The organism is Marinobacter sp. NFXS9 (genome assembly GCF_040148665.1).
Taxonomy (GTDB): domain Bacteria; phylum Pseudomonadota; class Gammaproteobacteria; order Pseudomonadales; family Oleiphilaceae; genus Marinobacter_A; species Marinobacter_A mangrovi.
Window position 1 is genome coordinate 391,264 of sequence record NZ_JAGDDW010000002.1, and the last position, 17,810, is coordinate 409,073.

A 17,810-nucleotide genomic window follows, 5' to 3' on the forward strand; every position below is an offset into this window, starting at 1 on the left:
ACAGGAATGCCTTTCATGACAGTTCGTACCCGTATTGCTCCTTCTCCCACCGGCGATCCGCACGTCGGTACCGCTTATGTTGCGCTGTTCAATCTGTGCTTCGCCCGTCAACACGGCGGTCAGTTTATCCTGCGCATCGAGGATACCGATCAGGCGCGCAGCACGGCCGAATCCGAGCGGGATATTCTCAACGCACTGCGCTGGTTGGGGCTGGAATGGGACGAAGGGCCGGACGTGGGCGGCCCTTACGGGCCTTATCGCCAGTCCGAGCGCAGTCAGGATTACCGGGTCTACGCCGAGCAGCTGGTTGAGAAAGGCCATGCGTTCTACTGCTTCCGCACGCCGGAGGAGCTGGACCAGATCCGGGAGGAGCGTAAGGCGGCCGGTCAGAATCCGGGCATCAAGGGTGATCTTGAGCTGCCCGCCGACGAGGTGCGCGCGCGTCTGGACGCCGGCGAGCCACACGTCATCCGGATGAAGGTGCCCGATGAAGGCGTGTGCGTTATCGATGACATGCTGCGCGGGCAGGTGGAAATCGACTGGGGCCAGGTGGACTGCCAGATCCTGCTCAAGTCTGACGGCATGCCCACCTATCACCTGGCCAACGTGGTGGATGACCACCTGATGGGCATCACCCACGTCCTGCGGGGCGAGGAGTGGATCAACTCGGCACCCAAGCACCAATTGCTGTACGAATACTTTGGCTGGGATATGCCGGTGCTGTGCCACCTGCCGCTACTGCGTAACCCGGACAAGAGCAAACTGTCCAAGCGCAAGAACCCGACCAGCATCAACTTCTACGAGCGCATGGGTTTCCTGCCGGAAGCGGTCATCAACTACCTCGGCCGCATGGGCTGGTCCATGCCCGATGGCCGGGAGAAGTTCACGCTGCAGGAAATGATCGATCACTTCGACATCAACCGGGTTTCCCTGGGTGGTCCGGTGTTCGACGTGGAGAAACTGCGCTGGCTGAATGGCCTGTGGCTGCGTGAGGACCTGGATGAAAGCGCCTTTATTGAGCGCATGCAGTCATGGTGGTTTAACCGCGAAGCACTGGAAGCCCTCGTCCCCCATATTCGCGGACGAGCCGAAGTATTCAGTGACGTGGCGCCCATGGCAGCGTTCATGTTCTCCGGCATGCTGAATCTCAAACCGGAAGACTTTTCCCACAACAAACTGGAGGAGGGCGATGTGAAGCGCGTCCTGCAGTTTGCGCTGTGGCGGCTTGAGGCCCAGCGACACTGGAGCAAGGACACCATCTTTGCGGACGTGAAAGGTCTGGCGAAGGCCATGGGGCTGAAGATGGGGGATTTCATGTTCCCGATCTTCGTCGCGATTGCCGGAACGCCCAATTCCTGGTCGGTGATGGATTCCATGGCGCTGCTGGGTCCGGACATGACGCGCTCGCGCCTGCGTCACGCGCTTCAGGTGCTGGGGGGGTTCTCCAAGAAAGAAACCAAGCGGGTGGAAAAAGAGTACGCCGCCCTGCTGGCCGAGTAGGGGAAAACCGAAGCCGAATCACCCCCTGATCACTTTTTTCAAAGTTCCGATAAAAAAGTTTAAATCAGGGGGTTGACGGCATGAGGGGGCATCACTAGTATACGCATCCGTTGAGGGGCCATAGCTCAGCTGGGAGAGCGCAACACTGGCAGTGTTGAGGTCAGCGGTTCGATCCCGCTTGGCTCCACCAATTTTCTAGTCCCCTTCGTCTAGTGGCCTAGGACTCCGCCCTTTCACGGCGGCAACAGGGGTTCGAACCCCCTAGGGGACGCCACTTAAGAGAGCTGTTCACAAGACGGCTTTCGCCCTCGGTCCAAGCTGGCACACAGCAGCGACCGAGATAAAAAAACCGCCTTTTTGGCGGTTTTTTTATGCCTGTTATTCCGGCATCGTCGGATGGATCAGGCGGAGCTGCGTCGCCCCGCCCATCGCTGGCTTAACGCAGGGCTATAGCGCCTTTGCCAACCCCTTCGAAGGCCTTGACCTGAATGTCGTCATTGGGAAACTGCTGCTTACAGGCGTCCGCCAGGTAGGCGGCCAGCAGTTCGACTGTGGTGTCCGTATCAATCAGGCAAACCCGATTGGCAGGCAGGGTGAGGCTGAATTCCCCCTGGTTGGCTTCGTAGGCGAACGTCAGGTAGCTGACGTCGTCTTCCACGAAACGGGCCGTCACGTCCTCTTCGGTGCCTACATAGATGTCCTGCCAGCGTTTGGCCCAGGCCCGTTCCAGAGCCTGGTCACGGGCACCGTTGCGCTGGATCTGGATGCGGGAGCGGTGGCCATGGGCAATGCGCTGACAATTGCCCAGGTGCTTCTTAAGGCCGTGAACGTAGTGGTAGTAGGGGCCTTCGATCACTTCTTCACGCAGGTTGACCTCGATTCCGGTCACGTTCCCTGGCAGAACCGCGCGCAGTTCGTCCTGCAGCAGCTTTGAAACAGCGGAGGGCACCACCCGTTCACCGGGCAGCGGCAGGACAGCCTCGACCGGTGAGCCGTGGGTGATGACGCTGCCATCCGCGACTGGCCACTCCAGCTCGACGCGATCACCATGCTCGCGAAGTTGGGCGCCGGCGCGATCGGCCGGCACCACCAGGCGGTGGTCCACGCGCTCATCGATCACCTGCTTGATGGTCCGCTTCACCGAGCCGAAATCAAACACCATGCCCTGTTCGTCCAGCTCGCCGGCCAGAACGATATCGACAATCCAGCTTTCACCCACCAGCCCACGGTCGTGGTCCAGGTAGGCGAAATCAATCACGGTGAGGTTGTCGACGAAAAGGTGGTTCATGGAGCGAATAATTCCCGGTTGCGCTTGTAGGTTGGTGCGATTCTAGCAAAAATCCGCCTGTTCCAGTGAGTGTTTAGCCGGCACAGGGCCAAGGGAGAGAGGATGACCAGCGATTCCGGATACGGGGCCATCGTACTGGCTGCGGGGGCGTCCCGGCGTATGGGGCGGCCCAAGGCGGCGTTGAGCTACTGCGGAAAGTCCTTACTGTCCCATTCGATTGCTCACGCCCGCAGCCTGTCGGGCGGTCCGGTCTACGCTGTGGTTGGCGGCGGCTATCCCCTGGTCCGCTTTCGGTGCGCATCCCAGCCCGATCGCTGGCTGTTCAATCACGACTGGCCTACGGGAATGGCATCCTCGTTGCGGGCGGGCCTGGATGCCATGCCCGTAATGACCCGCGGTGTTTATGTTCTGCTGGTGGATCAGCCGGAGATTACGCCGGGTTTCTGGGAGGCGTTCAGGGAGACGGTGGTGCGGTTTGCGGGCCGGCGCCCGGTTGCGGCCGATCTGGGCGGATTTGCCGGCGCTCCGGCCTTTCTGCCGCGCGCACTCTGGCCGGAGCTGATGCAGTTGTCCGGTGATGCCGGCGCCGGCGCGGTTCTGCGCCGGCGCGAGACCCTGCGGGTTCCCGCTCCCGGCGCTGACCGGGATGTCGACACGCCGGCAGACATGCAGCGCTTGCGAGGCGTCCGGGCGTCAGAACGATCCAAACAGCCCTGACAGCCAGGCGATTCCGACCGTAAAGATGCTCAGGCTCACCGCCAGGCCGATGGTATAGACCCGCGAGGCAGATGCGCGCTGCTGGCGCACATAGAGGTCGATCGTACGTTGGGCGATATCCTCGGCGGTTTCCCGGGAGATATCGTGCGCCTGCTGGATGGCTTCGGATTGCAGCGTCTGCCAGAACTCGGTGTCGATGGTCTGCACACTGGTGATGTGATCCTTCAGCTCCGCCATGTGGTCCGCGGTAAAGCCGCCGGACGACTGGATCGAGGACTTCAGGTCGGCCAGTTCACGTGCCAGCGACAGATTGACCTCGGCGACGATCTCCTCCTTCAGTCCTTGGGTGCGGGCGTCGAAATCTTCGCGGAACGCGGTCAGTTGTTGGGTCAGGGCGTCGTTCTTGCGGCGCTCGTCATCGTCCAGCACCCGCTTGATGTGATCGTGCTGCTCGTCAAATAGGCTGCTCAGCAGCTCGTGCAGGCGGTTGTTGATATGGGTCTTTACCGCAGAGCGGGCAATCTGCTCGATCAGGTCGCTGGTCAGGGGTACCACTTGCGAGCCGCCGTTCATCTCCCGCGGAGGTGCCTCCGTGGATTCGCTTGAGCTGTCGGTTTCGCCTTTGGGCGCGAGTTCCAGGGAGGCGTTCTCCGGCAGTTCCAAAGGCTCGTCGTCGATATCCAGGTCGCTGTCATCCAGGGCGTCGGGCTCGGGCGGTTGGGGCAGGGTGTTGTTGGTCACATCACTGGAAAGCTGGTCGAGCAGGGCATTCAGGCCGTCATGATGGGGCGGCTTGGTCAGGATGTTGTAGACGCCGAAGTTACGGGCCTCTTCCATGAAATTGGCCGACTTCTTGGACGTGCACATGATGATGGGGATGTTGGCCGTATCGGGATTGCCCTTGATGGCCTTGGTGGCCTCCACGCCGTTCATGCCCGGCATCAGATGGTCCATGAAAATTACGTCGGGCCGGTTGTCGCTGTTGAGGAAATCCAGGGCCTCTTCTGCGGAGCCGGCCATGTTGACCTGCATTTCCCGGTTCTCGAGCAGCTTGCTCAGTGCAAAGCGAGCGACCTTCGAGTCATCCACCAGCAGTGCATTCTTGATTGCCATGATACAACCTCAATCTCGCGTCTTGATCCCGGGCCGTGCCAGCGGTCCATGCCGGTGATGCGTAGCCCGTCCGATTACCAGCCTTCGAGCGGCGGACATTGCGTCGCCCGATAACTCTTTTCTCGATAGCAGACCCCGGGCTCGCTGGTCCGGGCGCTGAAAATCTCGCCTTCCGGGGTGGTCAGTTTGGCCTGACCGTAGGGCTCCCCGTAGCGGAACGTGCCTTCGATGGCGCTGCCGTTGGGATTCATCAGCGTGCCTTTGCCATGGAATTCACCTTCCATGTACTGACCGACGTATTTCTTGCCGTCGGCGAAGATCTCATTGCCTTCGCCGTTGAACTCCCCGTTGGAGAAGCCGCCTTCGTAGTGATGTCCGTTAGGGTAGGTCAGCGTCCCTTCACCGTGGAACTGGCCATCCTTGAAGCCGCCGACGTACAGCGTGCCATCCGCGCCGGTCAGCGAGCCATGGCCGTTGAGCTTGCCGTCGCTCCACTGGCCGGTGAGGACATCCCCATTGGCCCGGGTCAGCGTGCCCTGGCCGTTGAACTGGTCGTCCTTGAAATGACCGGTATAGGTGGCACCGTCCGGTGCGCGGTAGGTGCCTTCGCCGGCACGTTCGCCTGCTTTCCAGTCACCCTCATAACGGCTGCCGTCCGGATAGAGAGCCACCCCTTCGCCATCAAACTGGCCGTCGACAAAGTGGCCATGATACTGCAGGCCGTCGTTGCCCTCATAGGCCCCGTCGCCGGTGCGCACGCCGCCGACCCATTGACCGTCGTGGTAATTGACCTGGGTGTAGGCCATCAGGTTGCCGCGCAGGGTCAGGTCGTCTCCGGCAGCCACCCGGACGGTCTCGGACCAGGACTTGTAGCCCGGTTTACTGATGACAATCCGATAGTCGCCAGGATCCAATTCGAGATCCAGGCGCGTCGAGCCATAGGGTTTGCCGTTGATTTCAACCGCGTCGCCCAACACGTTGGAGCGGAGTGTGAGTTGGGCGGTTGTCGGCTTGGGTGCTGGCTTCGGCGCTGCCGGCTGAGGTTTCGGGTTAGCCGGTTCCGCCATCGCCAGTTTTGTTTCCGCCTCGACATCCGATACCGCGGATGGATCGGGTTCGGTTGCCGGTACCGGATCAATCGTGAATGGTGTGGCTGACGCCGTGTTCTCACCGGAGGGTTCGTCGCTGTCCGTCGGCTTCTGCTCGACGGCGCTGTCAGCGGACGTGGTAGACGACGTGTCTGCAAAGATGCTCTCGTCAGCCGAAACGGGTTTGGGCGTGTCGGTATCCCGATCCGGTGCTTTCACAGGAGACGGTGCCTGGTGTTCGGGTTGCTCGCCAGCCAGTTGCGGCGGCATGTGACCTGCATCCTGCTGGATGGAGGCGAAACCGGCGGTCACCAGCAACATGAGTGCCAGCGCGTTGAGAAACAGCAGCGGCCTGTAATCGACCATGAACTACCTCGATTGGACGCATGATGGATAGTGCCGAAGGCGCAAAGGCAGGACGCACCGCTTGAGATGCGACCTGAACGTCCATACTAGCGGTTCGTCAGGTCGCCATGTAACAGAAAGTGACGGGAGTTACCGAGTTTGCCGCACGTTTCACACTTTGCCCGGAATCGCGTCACCCTCTGGGGCGTCTGTGGCCGGAGCATCAGGCTGGCGCTGCTCCCAGGCGCGCATGTAAACGTCGGCTTCGTACTCGTAGGGGGAGCGGAAGGGCGTCAGGACAAAGTCGAAGATCAGGAAGAAAAAGCCCACCGATAGCCAGGCTACGACGATCGTCTGCGTGGTGTTCGCCTGCATCTCCGGGTTGGCGGCCACAAAAGCCTGCAGATCCGGCAGGATATTGGTCACCATCACCACCGGATTGAAGCTGGCCATCACCAGCGGTACCCAGAACGCGATAAATACCGGAAAGAAGCCGAACGACCAGAGCACCCGGCGCAGGGTGTACATCAACAGGGCGCTCCAGAACCGCTGGCGCAGTTCCGGTACCTTGCGCAGCTGCTTGAGGTAGCGCTTGCGCTCGACCCAGTACGGAGCCAATTCGGCACTGCCGGGTTCCGGCGGCGTGGCGGGCGATTCGGCGGCCCGGGGCTCTTCCTGCGTCGGTGTCGATCCGACGGCGGTCGTCCGGGGCTTTTCCGCCTTTTCCTCGTGGATCTGGAGCTGGGTCAATGGGGCTGTCATGCGTTTGTTGATGTCCTGTGGTCACGCCTTGATAGAGAGTAACTAATTCAATCATTAACTGCACCCTGGTTCCTTTACAGGTGCTTCATGAACGATAGTGCGTGTTACCCTACAGGAGATGACTGGTGGGTGCCCGTCAGGCGCCATGGATTGATTGCAGGGTGAGACGCTATGACTGAAAGTATTCGTCGGGTGGCGCTGGTGGCGCACGATAATAAAAAGGTGGACCTGATTGACTGGGTGGGCCGCAACCGTGACCTGCTCGCTCACTGCGAGTTACTCACCACCGGTACCACCGGCAAGCTGGTCTCCCAACGCACCGGCCTGGACGTGGAGCGGTTACAGAGTGGTCCACTTGGCGGCGACCAGCAGATTGGCGCCCGTATTGCCGAGGGGAAGGTGGACTTGCTGATTTTCTTCTGGGACCCCCTGGAACCCATGTCGCATGACCCGGACATCAAGGCGTTGCTGAGGATTGCAACCCTGTGGAATATCCCGATAGCCTGCAACGAAAGTTCGGCGGATTTTATGGTGTCGTCGCCCTGTTTCAAGCAATACACGCGTCGTAAGCCTGATTTCTCGATATACCAGAGCCGGACTGTCGCCGGCACAGATGCCTGATGGCGACCGCAACACATTCTATTCAGGATACTGCAATGACCAAGAACAGAGACCAAGCCGTTCACCCTGCCTTTGAAAGGGTGAGGAAGCATCGGATCGAGACGCTGCACATCGACGTGGAGGAATACCGTCACCGCAAGACCGGGGCGACCCATCTCCACCTGGCTTCGGAGAATGACGAAAACGTCTTTTTCGTGGCGCTGCGGACTTTCCCGATGGATTCCACCGGTGTCGCGCACATCCTGGAACACACCGCCCTGTGCGGCAGTGAGCGTTACCCGGTGCGGGATCCGTTCTTCATGATGATCCGCCGGTCCCTCAACACCTTCATGAACGCCTTCACCAGCAGTGACTGGACCGCTTACCCGTTTGCGACGAAGAACCGCAAGGATTTCGATAACCTGTTGTCGGTCTACCTGGATTCGGTCTTCTTCTCCAAGCTGGACGAGATGGACTTCTCCCAGGAGGGGCACCGACTGGAGTTCGAGGAGCCGGACGATCCGTCCACCCCGCTGGTTTATCGCGGCGTGGTCTACAACGAGATGAAGGGCGCCATGAGTGCGCCGACCGCCCAGCTTTGGCAGACCCTGACCAGTCATCTGTTCCCGACCACCACCTACCACTACAACAGCGGTGGTGAGCCGAGCCATATTACCGATCTGCGCTACGACGACCTGCTGCGGTTCTACAAGCATCATTACCACCCGAGCAATGCGATTTTTGCCACCTTCGGCAACATTCCGGCGATCGAACACCACGAACGTTTTGAGAGTCTGGTGCTGTCCCGTTTCGATCACCTCGACGTTGAGCTGCCGGTCCATGACGAGAAGCGCTTCTACGCGCCCAGCCGCGTCGAACAGGCCTACGCGATCAGTGAGGGTGAAGAGCTGTCCCACAAGACTCACATCGTGATGGGCTGGCTGCTGGGACACAGCTTTGAGCTGGAAAAAAACCTCGAAGCGCACCTGCTGGCGAATGTCCTGCTGGAAAACAGCGCCTCGCCACTGATGCGGGCCCTGGAAACCACCGATATCGGCCATGCGCCGTCGCCCATGCTGGGGTTGGAGGATTCCAACCGTGAGATGACCTTCGTGTGCGGGATCGAGGGCAGCGAGCCTGGTCGCGCGGCTGACCTGGAAAAACTGGTCGAGGAGACGCTGGATCAGGTGGCGCGTGAGGGTGTCAGCCAGGATCGTCTGGAGGCCATCCTGCATCAGCTGGAATTGCATCAGCGGGAAATTACCGGTGATCAGTTCCCCTACGGTCTGCAGCTGATCATGTCGTCCATCTCGCCGATGGTGCATGGCGGTGATCCGGTTGAGCTGCTGGATCTCGAACCGGTTCTGGCAAACCTGCGGGAGAAGATCAAGGACCCCGACTACGTGCCGAACCTGGTTCGCCGACTGCTGCTGGATAACCCGCACCGGGTGACCCTGACCCTGCGTCCGGACGACAAGATGGACCAGCGTGAGCAGGCCGCCGTGGCTGAAGCGCTGGCTGCGCGCAAAGCCCAATTGTCAGAAGACGACGCGAAGGCCATCGTCGATCGCGCGGCGGCCCTGGAGGCACGTCAGCAGCGCAAGGATGACGATACCATCCTGCCCAAGGTCGATCTGGGGGATGTGCCGCTGCAATTGCCGGAACCTGAAGCCCGCGAGGTCGAGGATTTCCCGGCTACGTTGTATGCCCAGGGCACCAACGGGCTGGTCTACGAGCAGGTAGTGCTGCCGCTGCCGGCCCTGAGTGATGAGGATTTGCTGTTGTTGCCGTTGTACACCATGTGCCTGACCGAGGTGGGCTGTGGTGAGCTGGATTACCTGGCGATGCAGGATCGCATGTCGGCCGAATCCGGTGGCGTCACGGCGTTCTCCATCGCCAAGGGGCGCATCGATGATGTGCAGGATCTGTCGGGCTACCTGGTGATCAGCGGCAAGGCGCTGGCCCGCAACCGTGACAAGCTGGCCCAGCTGCTGCGCGATATTTTTGAAAGCGCACGCTTTGACGAGAAAGCCCGTATCCGTGAGACCGTTGCCCAGGTTCGCGCGCGCCGTGAACAGTCTGTGACCGGCAGCGGGCATGCGTTGGCCATGGGAGCAGCGGCGCAGGGGTTGAGTCCCGGTGCGCGTCTGGCCTTCCGTCTGGGCGGGCTGTCCGCCATCAAAGGCATCAAGGCGCTGGACGACTCCCTGAGCGATGAAAAGGCGTTGGAGAACCTGTGCGATCAACTGGCCGGTATCCACCAGCGTATTCAGGGGCAGGCCCGCCAGTTCCTGGTGGTGGGTGAGGACGATCAGCTGGATCCGATGCTGGAAACGCTCCGAAGCACCTGGCCCAAGGCGACGACTATCGAAACCGAAGGTTGGGAAGTGCCGCCGGTGAGCGAGACGGTGCGCCAGGCCTGGCTGACGTCCACGCAGGTGAATTTCTGCGCCAAGGCCTACAGCACCGTGCCCATTGATCATCCCGATGCGGCGCCACTGACGGTTCTTGGTGGTTTTCTGCGCAATGGCTTTCTGCACCGCGCTATCCGGGAGCAGGGCGGGGCCTACGGCGGTGGTGCGACGCAGGACAGCGTCAACGGCACGTTCCGCTTCTTCTCCTACCGGGATCCGCGTCTGCTGGATACGCTCGATGACTTCGACAACGCGCTTTCATGGTTGCAGGAGACCGAGCACGATCCCCAGACCCTGGAAGAGGCCATCCTGGGCGTCATCGGCCAGATGGACAAGCCCCGATCACCGGCCGGTGAAGCCAAACACGCGTTCCAGAACCGTCTGTTTGGCCGCACGCCGGAACAGCAGAAGCGATTCCGCGAACGGGTGCTGGCGGTGACCATCGACGATCTCAAGCGGGTCGCGACGGACTGGCTGGTGCCGGAGAAAGCCAGTGCGGCGGTGATCGCCAGCCCGCAGCAGCGAGAGACGCTGGAAGCGGCGGGTCTGGAAATCCACGAACTGTAATTCCGGGCTGGAGAAGCGAAAGAGGGTGCTGCGGCACCCTCTTTTTTTGGCTGGCTTGTTACGAGCGACTTGTCAGCGTTTGCGCTCGATGCCCGTGGCGACCATGATCCGGGTCGAGATTTCCTCGATCGAATAGGCCGTTGTGTTGAGGTAGGAAATACGCTCGCGGCGATACATCAACTCGATTTCCTCTACCTCGTAGCGGCACTGCTTGTCCGAGGAGTAGCGGGAGTTGGGGCGCCGCTCATTGCGGATGGTGGCCAGGCGCTCGGGGTCGATTGTCAGGCCGAACAGCTTCTCCCGGTGCGGGCGCAGGGCTGCGGGCAGTCGCTGATCGTGAATGTCGTCTTCGGTGATGGGGTAGTTCGCCGCCTTGATGCCATAGTGCAGCGCCAAGTAAAGGCACGTCGGGGTCTTACCGCTGCGGGAGGCGCCAATCAGGATCAGGTCGGCCTCGTCGTAGTAGCGGGTCCGTGCGCCGTCGTCGTTATCCAGCGCGAAGTTCACGGCGTTGATGCGACGCTCGTAGTTGGTCTCATTGGAAATGGAATGTGACCGCCCCACCGAGTAGGAGGAGGACGCTTCCAGTTCCTGTTCCAGCGGCTGCAGGAACGTGCCGAAAATGTCGACCATAAAGCCATTGGCCTTGGAGACCTCGGCGCGAATGGCACTGTCGACAATGGTGTCGAAGATCACCGGCTTGGCGCCGTCGAGTTCCGCGGCCTTGTCGATGCGTTTAACGACGCTGGCGGCTTTCTCCAGATCGTCGATATAAGGTACTGTGATCCGCTCGAAATGAATCTTTTCGAATTGGGCCAACAGACTGTTGCCAAGGGCTTCGGCCGTAATGCCTGTACCGTCGGAAATAAAGAACGCCGTCCTTCTCATAATGACCTGCTTCGCTCCGTTATTGACTTCATCTCATAAACTTAAGGTTCTCTTAATCCTCCTTCCGACGCGCGACACAGGCGGGCAGAGGGCCGATTCGGGGACGTCTGTACGTGTTGTTCCCTAGGTAATCAAGGCAGGTTACAGTATGATACGCCCGATATTCGATAGGCTACCCGCCAAATGGGCTCACAGATTTAAGGGAGATGCGCTTTGGAAGATTACATCATCTGGTTTGAAAACCTGGGTATGTCGGATGTTGACCGGGTCGGTGGCAAGAACTCGTCTCTGGGCGAAATGATCAGCAATCTTGCCAACGCCGGTGTCACCGTCCCGGGCGGGTTTGCGACCACAGCCCATGCGTATCGTGAATTTCTCGCCAAGGACGGTCTCAAAGACCGTATTGATGAAGCGCTGGAAGCCCTGGATATCAATGATGTCAACGAACTGGCCCGGGTCGGTGCCCAGATTCGTCAATGGGTGACCGACACGCCTTTCCCCAAAGCGCTGGAAGATGCGCTGGAACAGGCGTATACCTCGCTGCAGGCGGGTAACACCAACATGGCCGTCGCCGTTCGCTCTTCTGCAACCGCCGAAGACCTGCCGGATGCCTCCTTCGCCGGCCAGCAGGAAACGTTCCTGAACATCGTGGGCCTGGACCACGTCAAGCACGCCGTACGTGAAGTCTTCGCTTCGCTGTTTAACGACCGTGCCATTTCCTACCGTGTTCACCATGGCTTCGACCACAAGCTGGTCGCCCTGTCTGCCGGTATCCAGAAAATGGTCCGCAGCGAAACAGCGGCCAGTGGCGTTATGTTCAGCCTGGATACCGAGTCCGGCTTCCAGGATGTGGTCTTCATTACCGCCTCCTACGGTCTGGGCGAAACCGTGGTCCAGGGTGCCGTGAACCCGGACGAGTTCTACGTTCACAAGCCGACCCTGGAAGCCGGTCGTCCCTCCGTGCTGCGCCGCAACCTGGGCAGCAAGGCGATCAAGATGGTCTACGGCAACAGCGCCGAGGCCGGCAAGTCGGTCGACACCGTCAAGGTGGACGAAGCCGACCGTAACCGCTTCTGTATTACAGACGAAGAGGTGGAGAACTTGGCGCGTCAGGCGGTGATTATCGAGAAGCACTACGACCGCCCGATGGACATCGAATGGGCGAAGGATGGCGACGACGGTCGCATCTACATCGTTCAGGCGCGTCCGGAAACCGTGAAGAGCCGTGTCGCGGCCAACGTCATGGAGCGTTACTTGCTGAAAGAGCAGGGCAACGTCATCGTTGAGGGGCGCAGCATTGGCCATCGAATTGGTAAGGGGCCGGTTCGCGTCGTCACCAGTATCCAGGAGATGGATCGCGTCCAGCCGGGCGATGTCCTGGTCACCGACATGACCGACCCGGACTGGGAGCCGGTTATGAAGCGCTCCTCTGCGATCGTGACCGACCGTGGCGGTCGGACCTGTCATGCGGCCATTATTGCCCGTGAGCTGGGGATTCCCGCCGTCGTCGGTTGTGGCGATGCCACCGACGTCCTCAAGGAAGGTCAGGAAGTGACCGTGTCCTGCGCCGAAGGCGACACCGGTCTGGTTTATGAAGGCAGCCTGGACTTCGAACTGCGTGAAAACACCGTCGAATCCATGCCGGACATTCCGTTCAAGATCATGATGAACGTGGGTAACCCGGATCGCGCCTTCGACTTCCAGTCCCTGCCGAACGAAGGTGTGGGTCTGGCCCGTCTGGAGTTCATCATCAACCGCATGATCGGCGTGCACCCCAAGGCGCTGCTGAACTTTGAGGGTTTGCCCCGCGATATCAAGCAGACCGTCGAGAAGCGCATTTCCGGTTACACCTCGCCGGTGGATTTCTACGTGGACAAGCTGGTTGAAGGCATCTCCACGCTGGCAGCGGCGTTCGCGGACAAGAAAGTGATCGTGCGTCTGTCGGACTTCAAGTCCAACGAATACGCCAACCTTATTGGCGGTACTCTGTACGAGCCGGATGAAGAAAACCCGATGCTGGGCTTCCGGGGGGCGTCACGCTACATCTCCGAAACCTTCCGCGACTGCTTCGAGCTGGAATGCCGTGCCCTGAAGAAAGTCCGTGACGAAATGGGTTTCACCAACGTGGAAATCATGGTGCCGTTCGTGCGCACCCTGGGTGAAGCGCGTCAGGTGGTGGACCTGCTGGCGGAGAACGGCCTGAAGCGTGGCGACAACGGCCTGCGCGTCATCATGATGTGCGAGCTGCCGGCCAACGCGCTGCTGGCGGACGAATTCCTCGAGTACTTCGACGGTTTCTCCATCGGCTCCAACGATCTGACCCAGCTGACACTGGGCCTGGACCGCGATTCCGGCATCATTGCCCACCTGTTTGACGAGCGGAACGAGGCGGTCAAGAAACTGCTGTCCAACGCGATCCAGGCGTGCAAGAAGGCCGGCAAGTACGTCGGCATCTGCGGCCAGGGGCCGTCGGACCATCCGGATCTGGCCAAGTGGCTGATGGATCAGGGGATCGACAGCGTCTCCCTGAACCCGGATTCAGTACTGGATACCTGGTTCTTCCTGGCTGACGAGAAGCTGGACTGAGAATCACAACGACAGAAAAGCCGGTGCCAATGCGCCGGCTTTTCTTTGTCTGACACAGAACACCCATTGTCCTCAGAAGGAGAAAACCGTGAATATCGTGACGCCTGATCTGTGCGACGAATTTCCGGAAGTTAAAGTCGTTGAACCCGGTTTCAACAACTACGGTGCGATCAAGGCATTCGGCGGCGAAATGGTGACCGTGAAATGCTTTGAAGACAACTCAGTGGTGAAAGAGCAGGTCGGGCTGCCCGGCGAAGGCCGTGTGATGGTGGTCGACGGTGGCGGTTCCAAACGAGCGGCACTGCTGGGCGACATGCTGGCTGAGAAGGCGGCCGACAATGGCTGGGCCGGCATCATCATCTACGGCTGTATCCGGGATGTTGACGTGATCGGTGAGACCCAGCTGGGCGTCCAGGCCCTGGACACCGTACCGCGTAAAACGGAAAAGCGGGGCATCGGTGACCTGAACGTGCCCGTGACCTTCCACGGTACGATCTTCGTGCCGGGCCAGTACGTTTATGCCGACAACAATGGCATTATCGTGTCAGAGAAACCCTTGTCTCTGCCTGAGTGATCGTAAGGCCTAGCGGGGACGCCGTTCCATCTCCGGAAGGCACGGCGACCCGATTCCGCAACAGGGCAGTCCCGCTGGCTATCGTTTCACCTGCTTGATCGACGCGCCCATTAAATAGCCATCGCCATCCGGCTCGCAGCGCAATATCTCGATGACCGTCTCAAATGGCGGAAACTTCTCATTGGTGGATGGCAGCAGGGTCTGCAGCTCGGTCCCTACAGGCATGTCGGTGTCCATATAGAGTTGCATGCCGGTACCGCTGAGATCCTTGCACACGCCTTTGTACTGCTTGCCATCGGTGTCGGTGAGCATCACTTCCGAATTCACCTGCATCCGATGGAAATCGCGTTTTTCCGAATAATCGCGCATCGTCGTTGCCATGCCTCTACCTCTTCGGCCGTGTTTTACCTTATATAAGATGACAAAAGCCGCACGTCAAAGAACGATCCGTCATAAGGCAGCATGCTGACCAGATATTTAGTGTATGGAGTGATCGTTTGGCACAAGATGTGGTGTGGTGCACGCCGCTGGAGGGCGTGCACCGGAAAGCTGTCGCGTCAGGCCCAGTTGTCGGTTTTGCGGGTGGGTTTGAGCCACGGCAGTACGATGGCGATCAGTACCCCCAGGCCAACCAGGCCGGCACCCAACAGCATGAAGTCCGATTCCTTCTTGGCTTCGAGGCGCTCGTTTTCAGCCGTGAGGACTTCCACTTCCTTCTTGAGCTGTTGATTGCTTTCCTGCAGTTCCCGATTGCGGCGGTCCAGGTTCAGGGCGTTGGAGGAGACCTCCTTCACCCGGTCCAGCTCGGCGCTGAGTTTACTTGCGCGGCTCTGCAGGGAGTCCTCTGAAGACGCCAGCTGATTGCGTTCGGACTGGAGGGCCTCCAGCTTTTTCTGGGCTTCGCTGAGCGCCGCCTCGGTGCGTTCAAGCTTGTTCTGCGCGGCCGCCAGGCGATCGCGGGCGATCGGCTGGGAGGACAGGTAACGGGTGAGTACCCAGCCTTCCTGGCCGTCCTGGGTGCGGACCTTGCTGTAGCCCGAATTGTCGCCCTCCTGAAGGACCTCCAGGCGCGTCCCGGACTTGAGACTGTCGAGTATGCGGAATTGATTGCCCTCGCCGCTGCGGAGCATGATCAGCAACTCGTCGTCCACGTATTTGGTCTGGGCGAAGGCGGGGAGGCATAGCGCTGTCAGTAGGGCAGCGGCCAATAGTTTCGTCAATGTGAAGGGCTTGTGAATCACAATGAATCGTTCCTGCTTGTTTTTTCTGGAGCGTTCCGGGTACGGGAGGTCCTGAGTGAGACCTTCTTGTCTTTGACCGGTGGGGCGGGTCATGGCGTCCCCGGCGCTGTATAAGGCGACTTTTCAGAGGCCGTTCAAACCGGGAATTCTGTCATAGTTCCCGCCGCGATCAAGCGCCCGGTTATTACGATCTGTCAATGAGCGCGCCTACGGCAATACGGGCTTGAACGGTTTCACCGTCACCTCGTCGTAGACGCCTGCTGCCACATAGGGATCGGCATCAGCCCAGGTTTTAGCCGCCTCGAGTGAGTCGAATTCGGCGATGACGACACTGCCGGTAAAGCCGGCTTCACCCGGGTCCGGGCTGTCGATCGCGGGGCAAGGGCCGGCAAGCAGCAGGCGGCCTTCGGATTTTAGCTGTTCCAGGCGTTCCAGATGAGCGCCGCGCGCCGGGGTGCGTAGCGGCAGGCTGTTCTCGACATCCTGGCTGATAATAGCGTAGTACATGAAGTCTCTCCGTCAGTCGGCTGGCCGCTGGAGGGCCGTGAGCGTATCCTGTGACGTACATTAAAGGGTTACGCTACATATGACCATATCCGCAACACAATCTGCCCGCATTGACCTGCATTGTCACAGCAACATTTCCGATGGCGCTCTGTCGCCAACCGATCTGGTGCAGCGGGCAGCTGCCAACGGCGTCACGCATCTGGCGCTGACCGATCATGACACGACGGGCGGCCTTGCCGAGGCGGCGCGCGCGGCCGAAGGGTGCGGCATGACCCTGATTAACGGCATTGAACTGTCCTGTCAGTGGCGCTCCCTGACGATTCACATCGTGGGACTCGGGTTCGATAATGACGATCCGCAATGGCAGGCAGCGCTGGCCGAGCAGGCCGATAATCGCTGGCGGCGTGCGCGTCAGATTACCGAGCGTCTGCGGCGCCTGAACGTCGATCAACTCCTGGAAAAGGCCACTGAGGCTGCCGGCGGTGACGTGCCCGGTCGGCCACATTTTGCCCGGGTGCTGGTTGACGAGTCGGTGGTGCGCGATAGCGGGCAGGCGTTCAAGCGCTATCTGGGCGCCGGCAAGCCGGGCGACGTGAAAGCCTGTTGGCCGTCACTGGAGACGGTCACCCGATGGATCACCGATGCGGGCGGCGTCGCGGTCGTGGCGCATCCCCGCAAGTACAAGATGACGGCCACCCGCTTGCGGGAGCTGATGAAGGATTTCACCGCCTGTGGCGGACTGGGAATGGAGGTGCTGACCTCAGGTCAGTCCAGTGGCGATCTGGGGTTTCTGGTCGAGCTGTGTCGGCGTGAAGGCTACCTGGCGTCCCAGGGCAGTGATTTTCACTTTCCGGGAGCGCCGTGGTGTGAGCTGGGGAGGTTGCCTGGTAAGCTACCTGAAGGGCTGGAGCCCATCTGGCAGCGTCTCGGCGTCAGTGTGGGCTGACGCCGATCGGCACGTTTAAGTATCTGCCGGAGTGTTTCAGGCCGGCACGTGGAACAGTAGGTATAGATCTGTGAGGGAGTCGGGAATGGCGTCCGCCATGTCCTGGCTCAGCTTGTCGCTGCTGCGTACCCGCTCGAAATCCTCGTCTTCAAACAGTCCGGAAAGTGCCAGCATCGGCACCAGCAGGTCGGCCGTCTCTTTCTCATTGGCCTCCAGCCATTCATCCTCATGCTGCAAGAAGGTGTCGACGAAGCCAGCGCACCAGTTCTCGAGCGCGTTCATCGGGTCGCCGTCTTCCGGTTCCGGAAGTTCCAGGGCCTCGCCTCGGTCGAGGGAAGCGGCCATGCTGGCGCTCAGTTTGTCGACCGCATGGGAAAACGCCTGGGGCACGCCGGCGGAAGGCAGTTCATCCAGCCCGGTTGCAATCAGGAACATGGCCTTGGCATCGAGCTCGTGCGGGCCGACAACACTGGCACTGACTACACCGTGCAGTCCGAAAAAGTCCAGGGCATCGTCACCCCAGGGATCGGCAAACAGGATGTCTTCAACCGCTTCGATTTCTTGGGGAGACAGCATAAGGAAATACTCCTGTTGGAACACCCGCCAGTATAGCGGCTCTCGCCGAAAGACTGTATGTCATTGTGTTAACGGGTGATGATAGCGCGTCGTTGATG

Annotated in this window: 16 protein-coding genes and 2 tRNA genes; 9 read left to right on the forward strand and 9 right to left on the reverse strand. The window is 60.2% G+C overall.

The window, feature by feature from the left end; all coding sequences use genetic code 11:
• Nucleotides 1-15 precede the first annotated feature (15 nt).
• The 3 genes from gltX (at nucleotide 16) to J3364_RS05420 (ending at nucleotide 1,774) form a co-directional block, all read left to right on the forward strand.
• Nucleotides 16-1,500 (forward strand): glutamate--tRNA ligase, encoded by a 1,485-nt coding sequence (gene gltX / locus J3364_RS05410; protein ID WP_349557362.1) that lies wholly within the window; start codon nucleotides 16-18, stop codon nucleotides 1,498-1,500.
• 114 nt (nucleotides 1,501-1,614) lie between these two features.
• Nucleotides 1,615-1,690, forward strand: a tRNA-Ala gene (locus J3364_RS05415).
• A gap of 8 nt (nucleotides 1,691-1,698) precedes the next feature.
• A tRNA-Glu gene (locus J3364_RS05420) sits at nucleotides 1,699-1,774 on the forward strand.
• A gap of 162 nt (nucleotides 1,775-1,936) precedes the next feature.
• On the opposite strand, the gene J3364_RS05425 is transcribed toward J3364_RS05420, so the two are convergent.
• Nucleotides 1,937-2,788, reverse strand: coding sequence for a 6-pyruvoyl trahydropterin synthase family protein (locus J3364_RS05425; protein ID WP_349557364.1), 852 nt, complete (start codon nucleotides 2,786-2,788; stop codon nucleotides 1,937-1,939).
• Between the two features lie 102 nt (nucleotides 2,789-2,890).
• Here J3364_RS05425 and J3364_RS05430 point away from each other — a divergent pair, with 102 nt between their 5' ends.
• Nucleotides 2,891-3,505: a nucleotidyltransferase family protein gene (locus J3364_RS05430; protein WP_349557366.1), complete on the forward strand. Its 615-nt coding sequence runs from the start codon at nucleotides 2,891-2,893 to the stop codon at nucleotides 3,503-3,505.
• On the opposite strand, the gene J3364_RS05435 is transcribed toward J3364_RS05430, so the two are convergent.
• The 3 genes from J3364_RS05435 to J3364_RS05445 form a co-directional block, all read right to left on the reverse strand.
• Nucleotides 3,482-4,618: a response regulator gene (locus J3364_RS05435; RefSeq protein ID WP_349557368.1), complete on the reverse strand. Its 1,137-nt coding sequence runs from the start codon at nucleotides 4,616-4,618 to the stop codon at nucleotides 3,482-3,484. The genes J3364_RS05430 and J3364_RS05435 overlap by 24 nt on opposite strands.
• A 74-nt stretch (nucleotides 4,619-4,692) precedes the next feature.
• On the reverse strand, nucleotides 4,693-6,072 hold the full coding sequence (locus tag J3364_RS05440) for a PEGA domain-containing protein (RefSeq protein ID WP_349557370.1): 1,380 nt from the start codon (nucleotides 6,070-6,072) through the stop codon (nucleotides 4,693-4,695).
• A 150-nt stretch (nucleotides 6,073-6,222) separates the two neighbouring features.
• On the reverse strand, nucleotides 6,223-6,813 hold the full coding sequence (locus J3364_RS05445; RefSeq protein WP_349557372.1) for a hypothetical protein: 591 nt from the start codon (nucleotides 6,811-6,813) through the stop codon (nucleotides 6,223-6,225).
• A gap of 171 nt (nucleotides 6,814-6,984) precedes the next feature.
• Here J3364_RS05445 and J3364_RS05450 point away from each other — a divergent pair, with 171 nt between their 5' ends.
• A complete protein-coding gene (locus J3364_RS05450) occupies nucleotides 6,985-7,434 on the forward strand; it encodes a methylglyoxal synthase (RefSeq protein ID WP_349557374.1) in 450 nt (149 codons plus the stop codon).
• Between the two features lie 35 nt (nucleotides 7,435-7,469).
• A complete protein-coding gene (locus J3364_RS05455; RefSeq protein WP_349557376.1) occupies nucleotides 7,470-10,394 on the forward strand; it encodes an insulinase family protein in 2,925 nt (974 codons plus the stop codon).
• Nucleotides 10,395-10,466: 72 nt separating this feature from the next.
• Here the strand turns inward: J3364_RS05455 and ppsR are convergent, their stop codons facing one another.
• On the reverse strand, nucleotides 10,467-11,282 hold the full coding sequence (gene ppsR / locus J3364_RS05460; protein WP_349557378.1) for a posphoenolpyruvate synthetase regulatory kinase/phosphorylase PpsR: 816 nt from the start codon (nucleotides 11,280-11,282) through the stop codon (nucleotides 10,467-10,469).
• Between the two features lie 213 nt (nucleotides 11,283-11,495).
• Here ppsR and ppsA point away from each other — a divergent pair, with 213 nt between their 5' ends.
• Nucleotides 11,496-13,868: a phosphoenolpyruvate synthase gene (gene ppsA / locus J3364_RS05465; RefSeq protein ID WP_349557380.1), complete on the forward strand. Its 2,373-nt coding sequence runs from the start codon at nucleotides 11,496-11,498 to the stop codon at nucleotides 13,866-13,868.
• 88 nt (nucleotides 13,869-13,956) lie between these two features.
• Entirely contained in the window at nucleotides 13,957-14,442 is a 486-nt protein-coding gene (gene rraA, locus J3364_RS05470) for a ribonuclease E activity regulator RraA (RefSeq protein ID WP_349557382.1), read from the forward strand.
• A gap of 78 nt (nucleotides 14,443-14,520) precedes the next feature.
• On the opposite strand, the gene J3364_RS05475 is transcribed toward rraA, so the two are convergent.
• The 3 genes from J3364_RS05475 to J3364_RS05485 all read right to left on the reverse strand — a co-directional run bounded on the left by J3364_RS05475 (nucleotide 14,521) and on the right by J3364_RS05485 (nucleotide 16,190).
• Nucleotides 14,521-14,823, reverse strand: coding sequence for a PilZ domain-containing protein (locus J3364_RS05475; protein WP_236011960.1), 303 nt, complete (start codon nucleotides 14,821-14,823; stop codon nucleotides 14,521-14,523).
• A gap of 176 nt (nucleotides 14,824-14,999) precedes the next feature.
• On the reverse strand, nucleotides 15,000-15,683 hold the full coding sequence (locus J3364_RS05480) for a TIGR04211 family SH3 domain-containing protein (RefSeq protein WP_349557384.1): 684 nt from the start codon (nucleotides 15,681-15,683) through the stop codon (nucleotides 15,000-15,002).
• Between the two features lie 207 nt (nucleotides 15,684-15,890).
• Nucleotides 15,891-16,190 carry a YciI family protein gene (locus J3364_RS05485; RefSeq protein ID WP_349557386.1) on the reverse strand — a complete coding sequence of 100 codons (300 nt, stop codon included), beginning with the start codon at nucleotides 16,188-16,190 and terminating at the stop codon, nucleotides 15,891-15,893.
• 79 nt (nucleotides 16,191-16,269) lie between these two features.
• Between J3364_RS05485 and J3364_RS05490 the strand changes: the two genes are divergently transcribed.
• Nucleotides 16,270-17,136: a PHP domain-containing protein gene (locus J3364_RS05490; RefSeq protein ID WP_349557387.1), complete on the forward strand. Its 867-nt coding sequence runs from the start codon at nucleotides 16,270-16,272 to the stop codon at nucleotides 17,134-17,136.
• A gap of 36 nt (nucleotides 17,137-17,172) precedes the next feature.
• Here the strand turns inward: J3364_RS05490 and J3364_RS05495 are convergent, their stop codons facing one another.
• Nucleotides 17,173-17,712 carry a YecA/YgfB family protein gene (locus J3364_RS05495; protein ID WP_123633313.1) on the reverse strand — a complete coding sequence of 180 codons (540 nt, stop codon included), beginning with the start codon at nucleotides 17,710-17,712 and terminating at the stop codon, nucleotides 17,173-17,175.
• Nucleotides 17,713-17,810 lie beyond the last annotated feature (98 nt).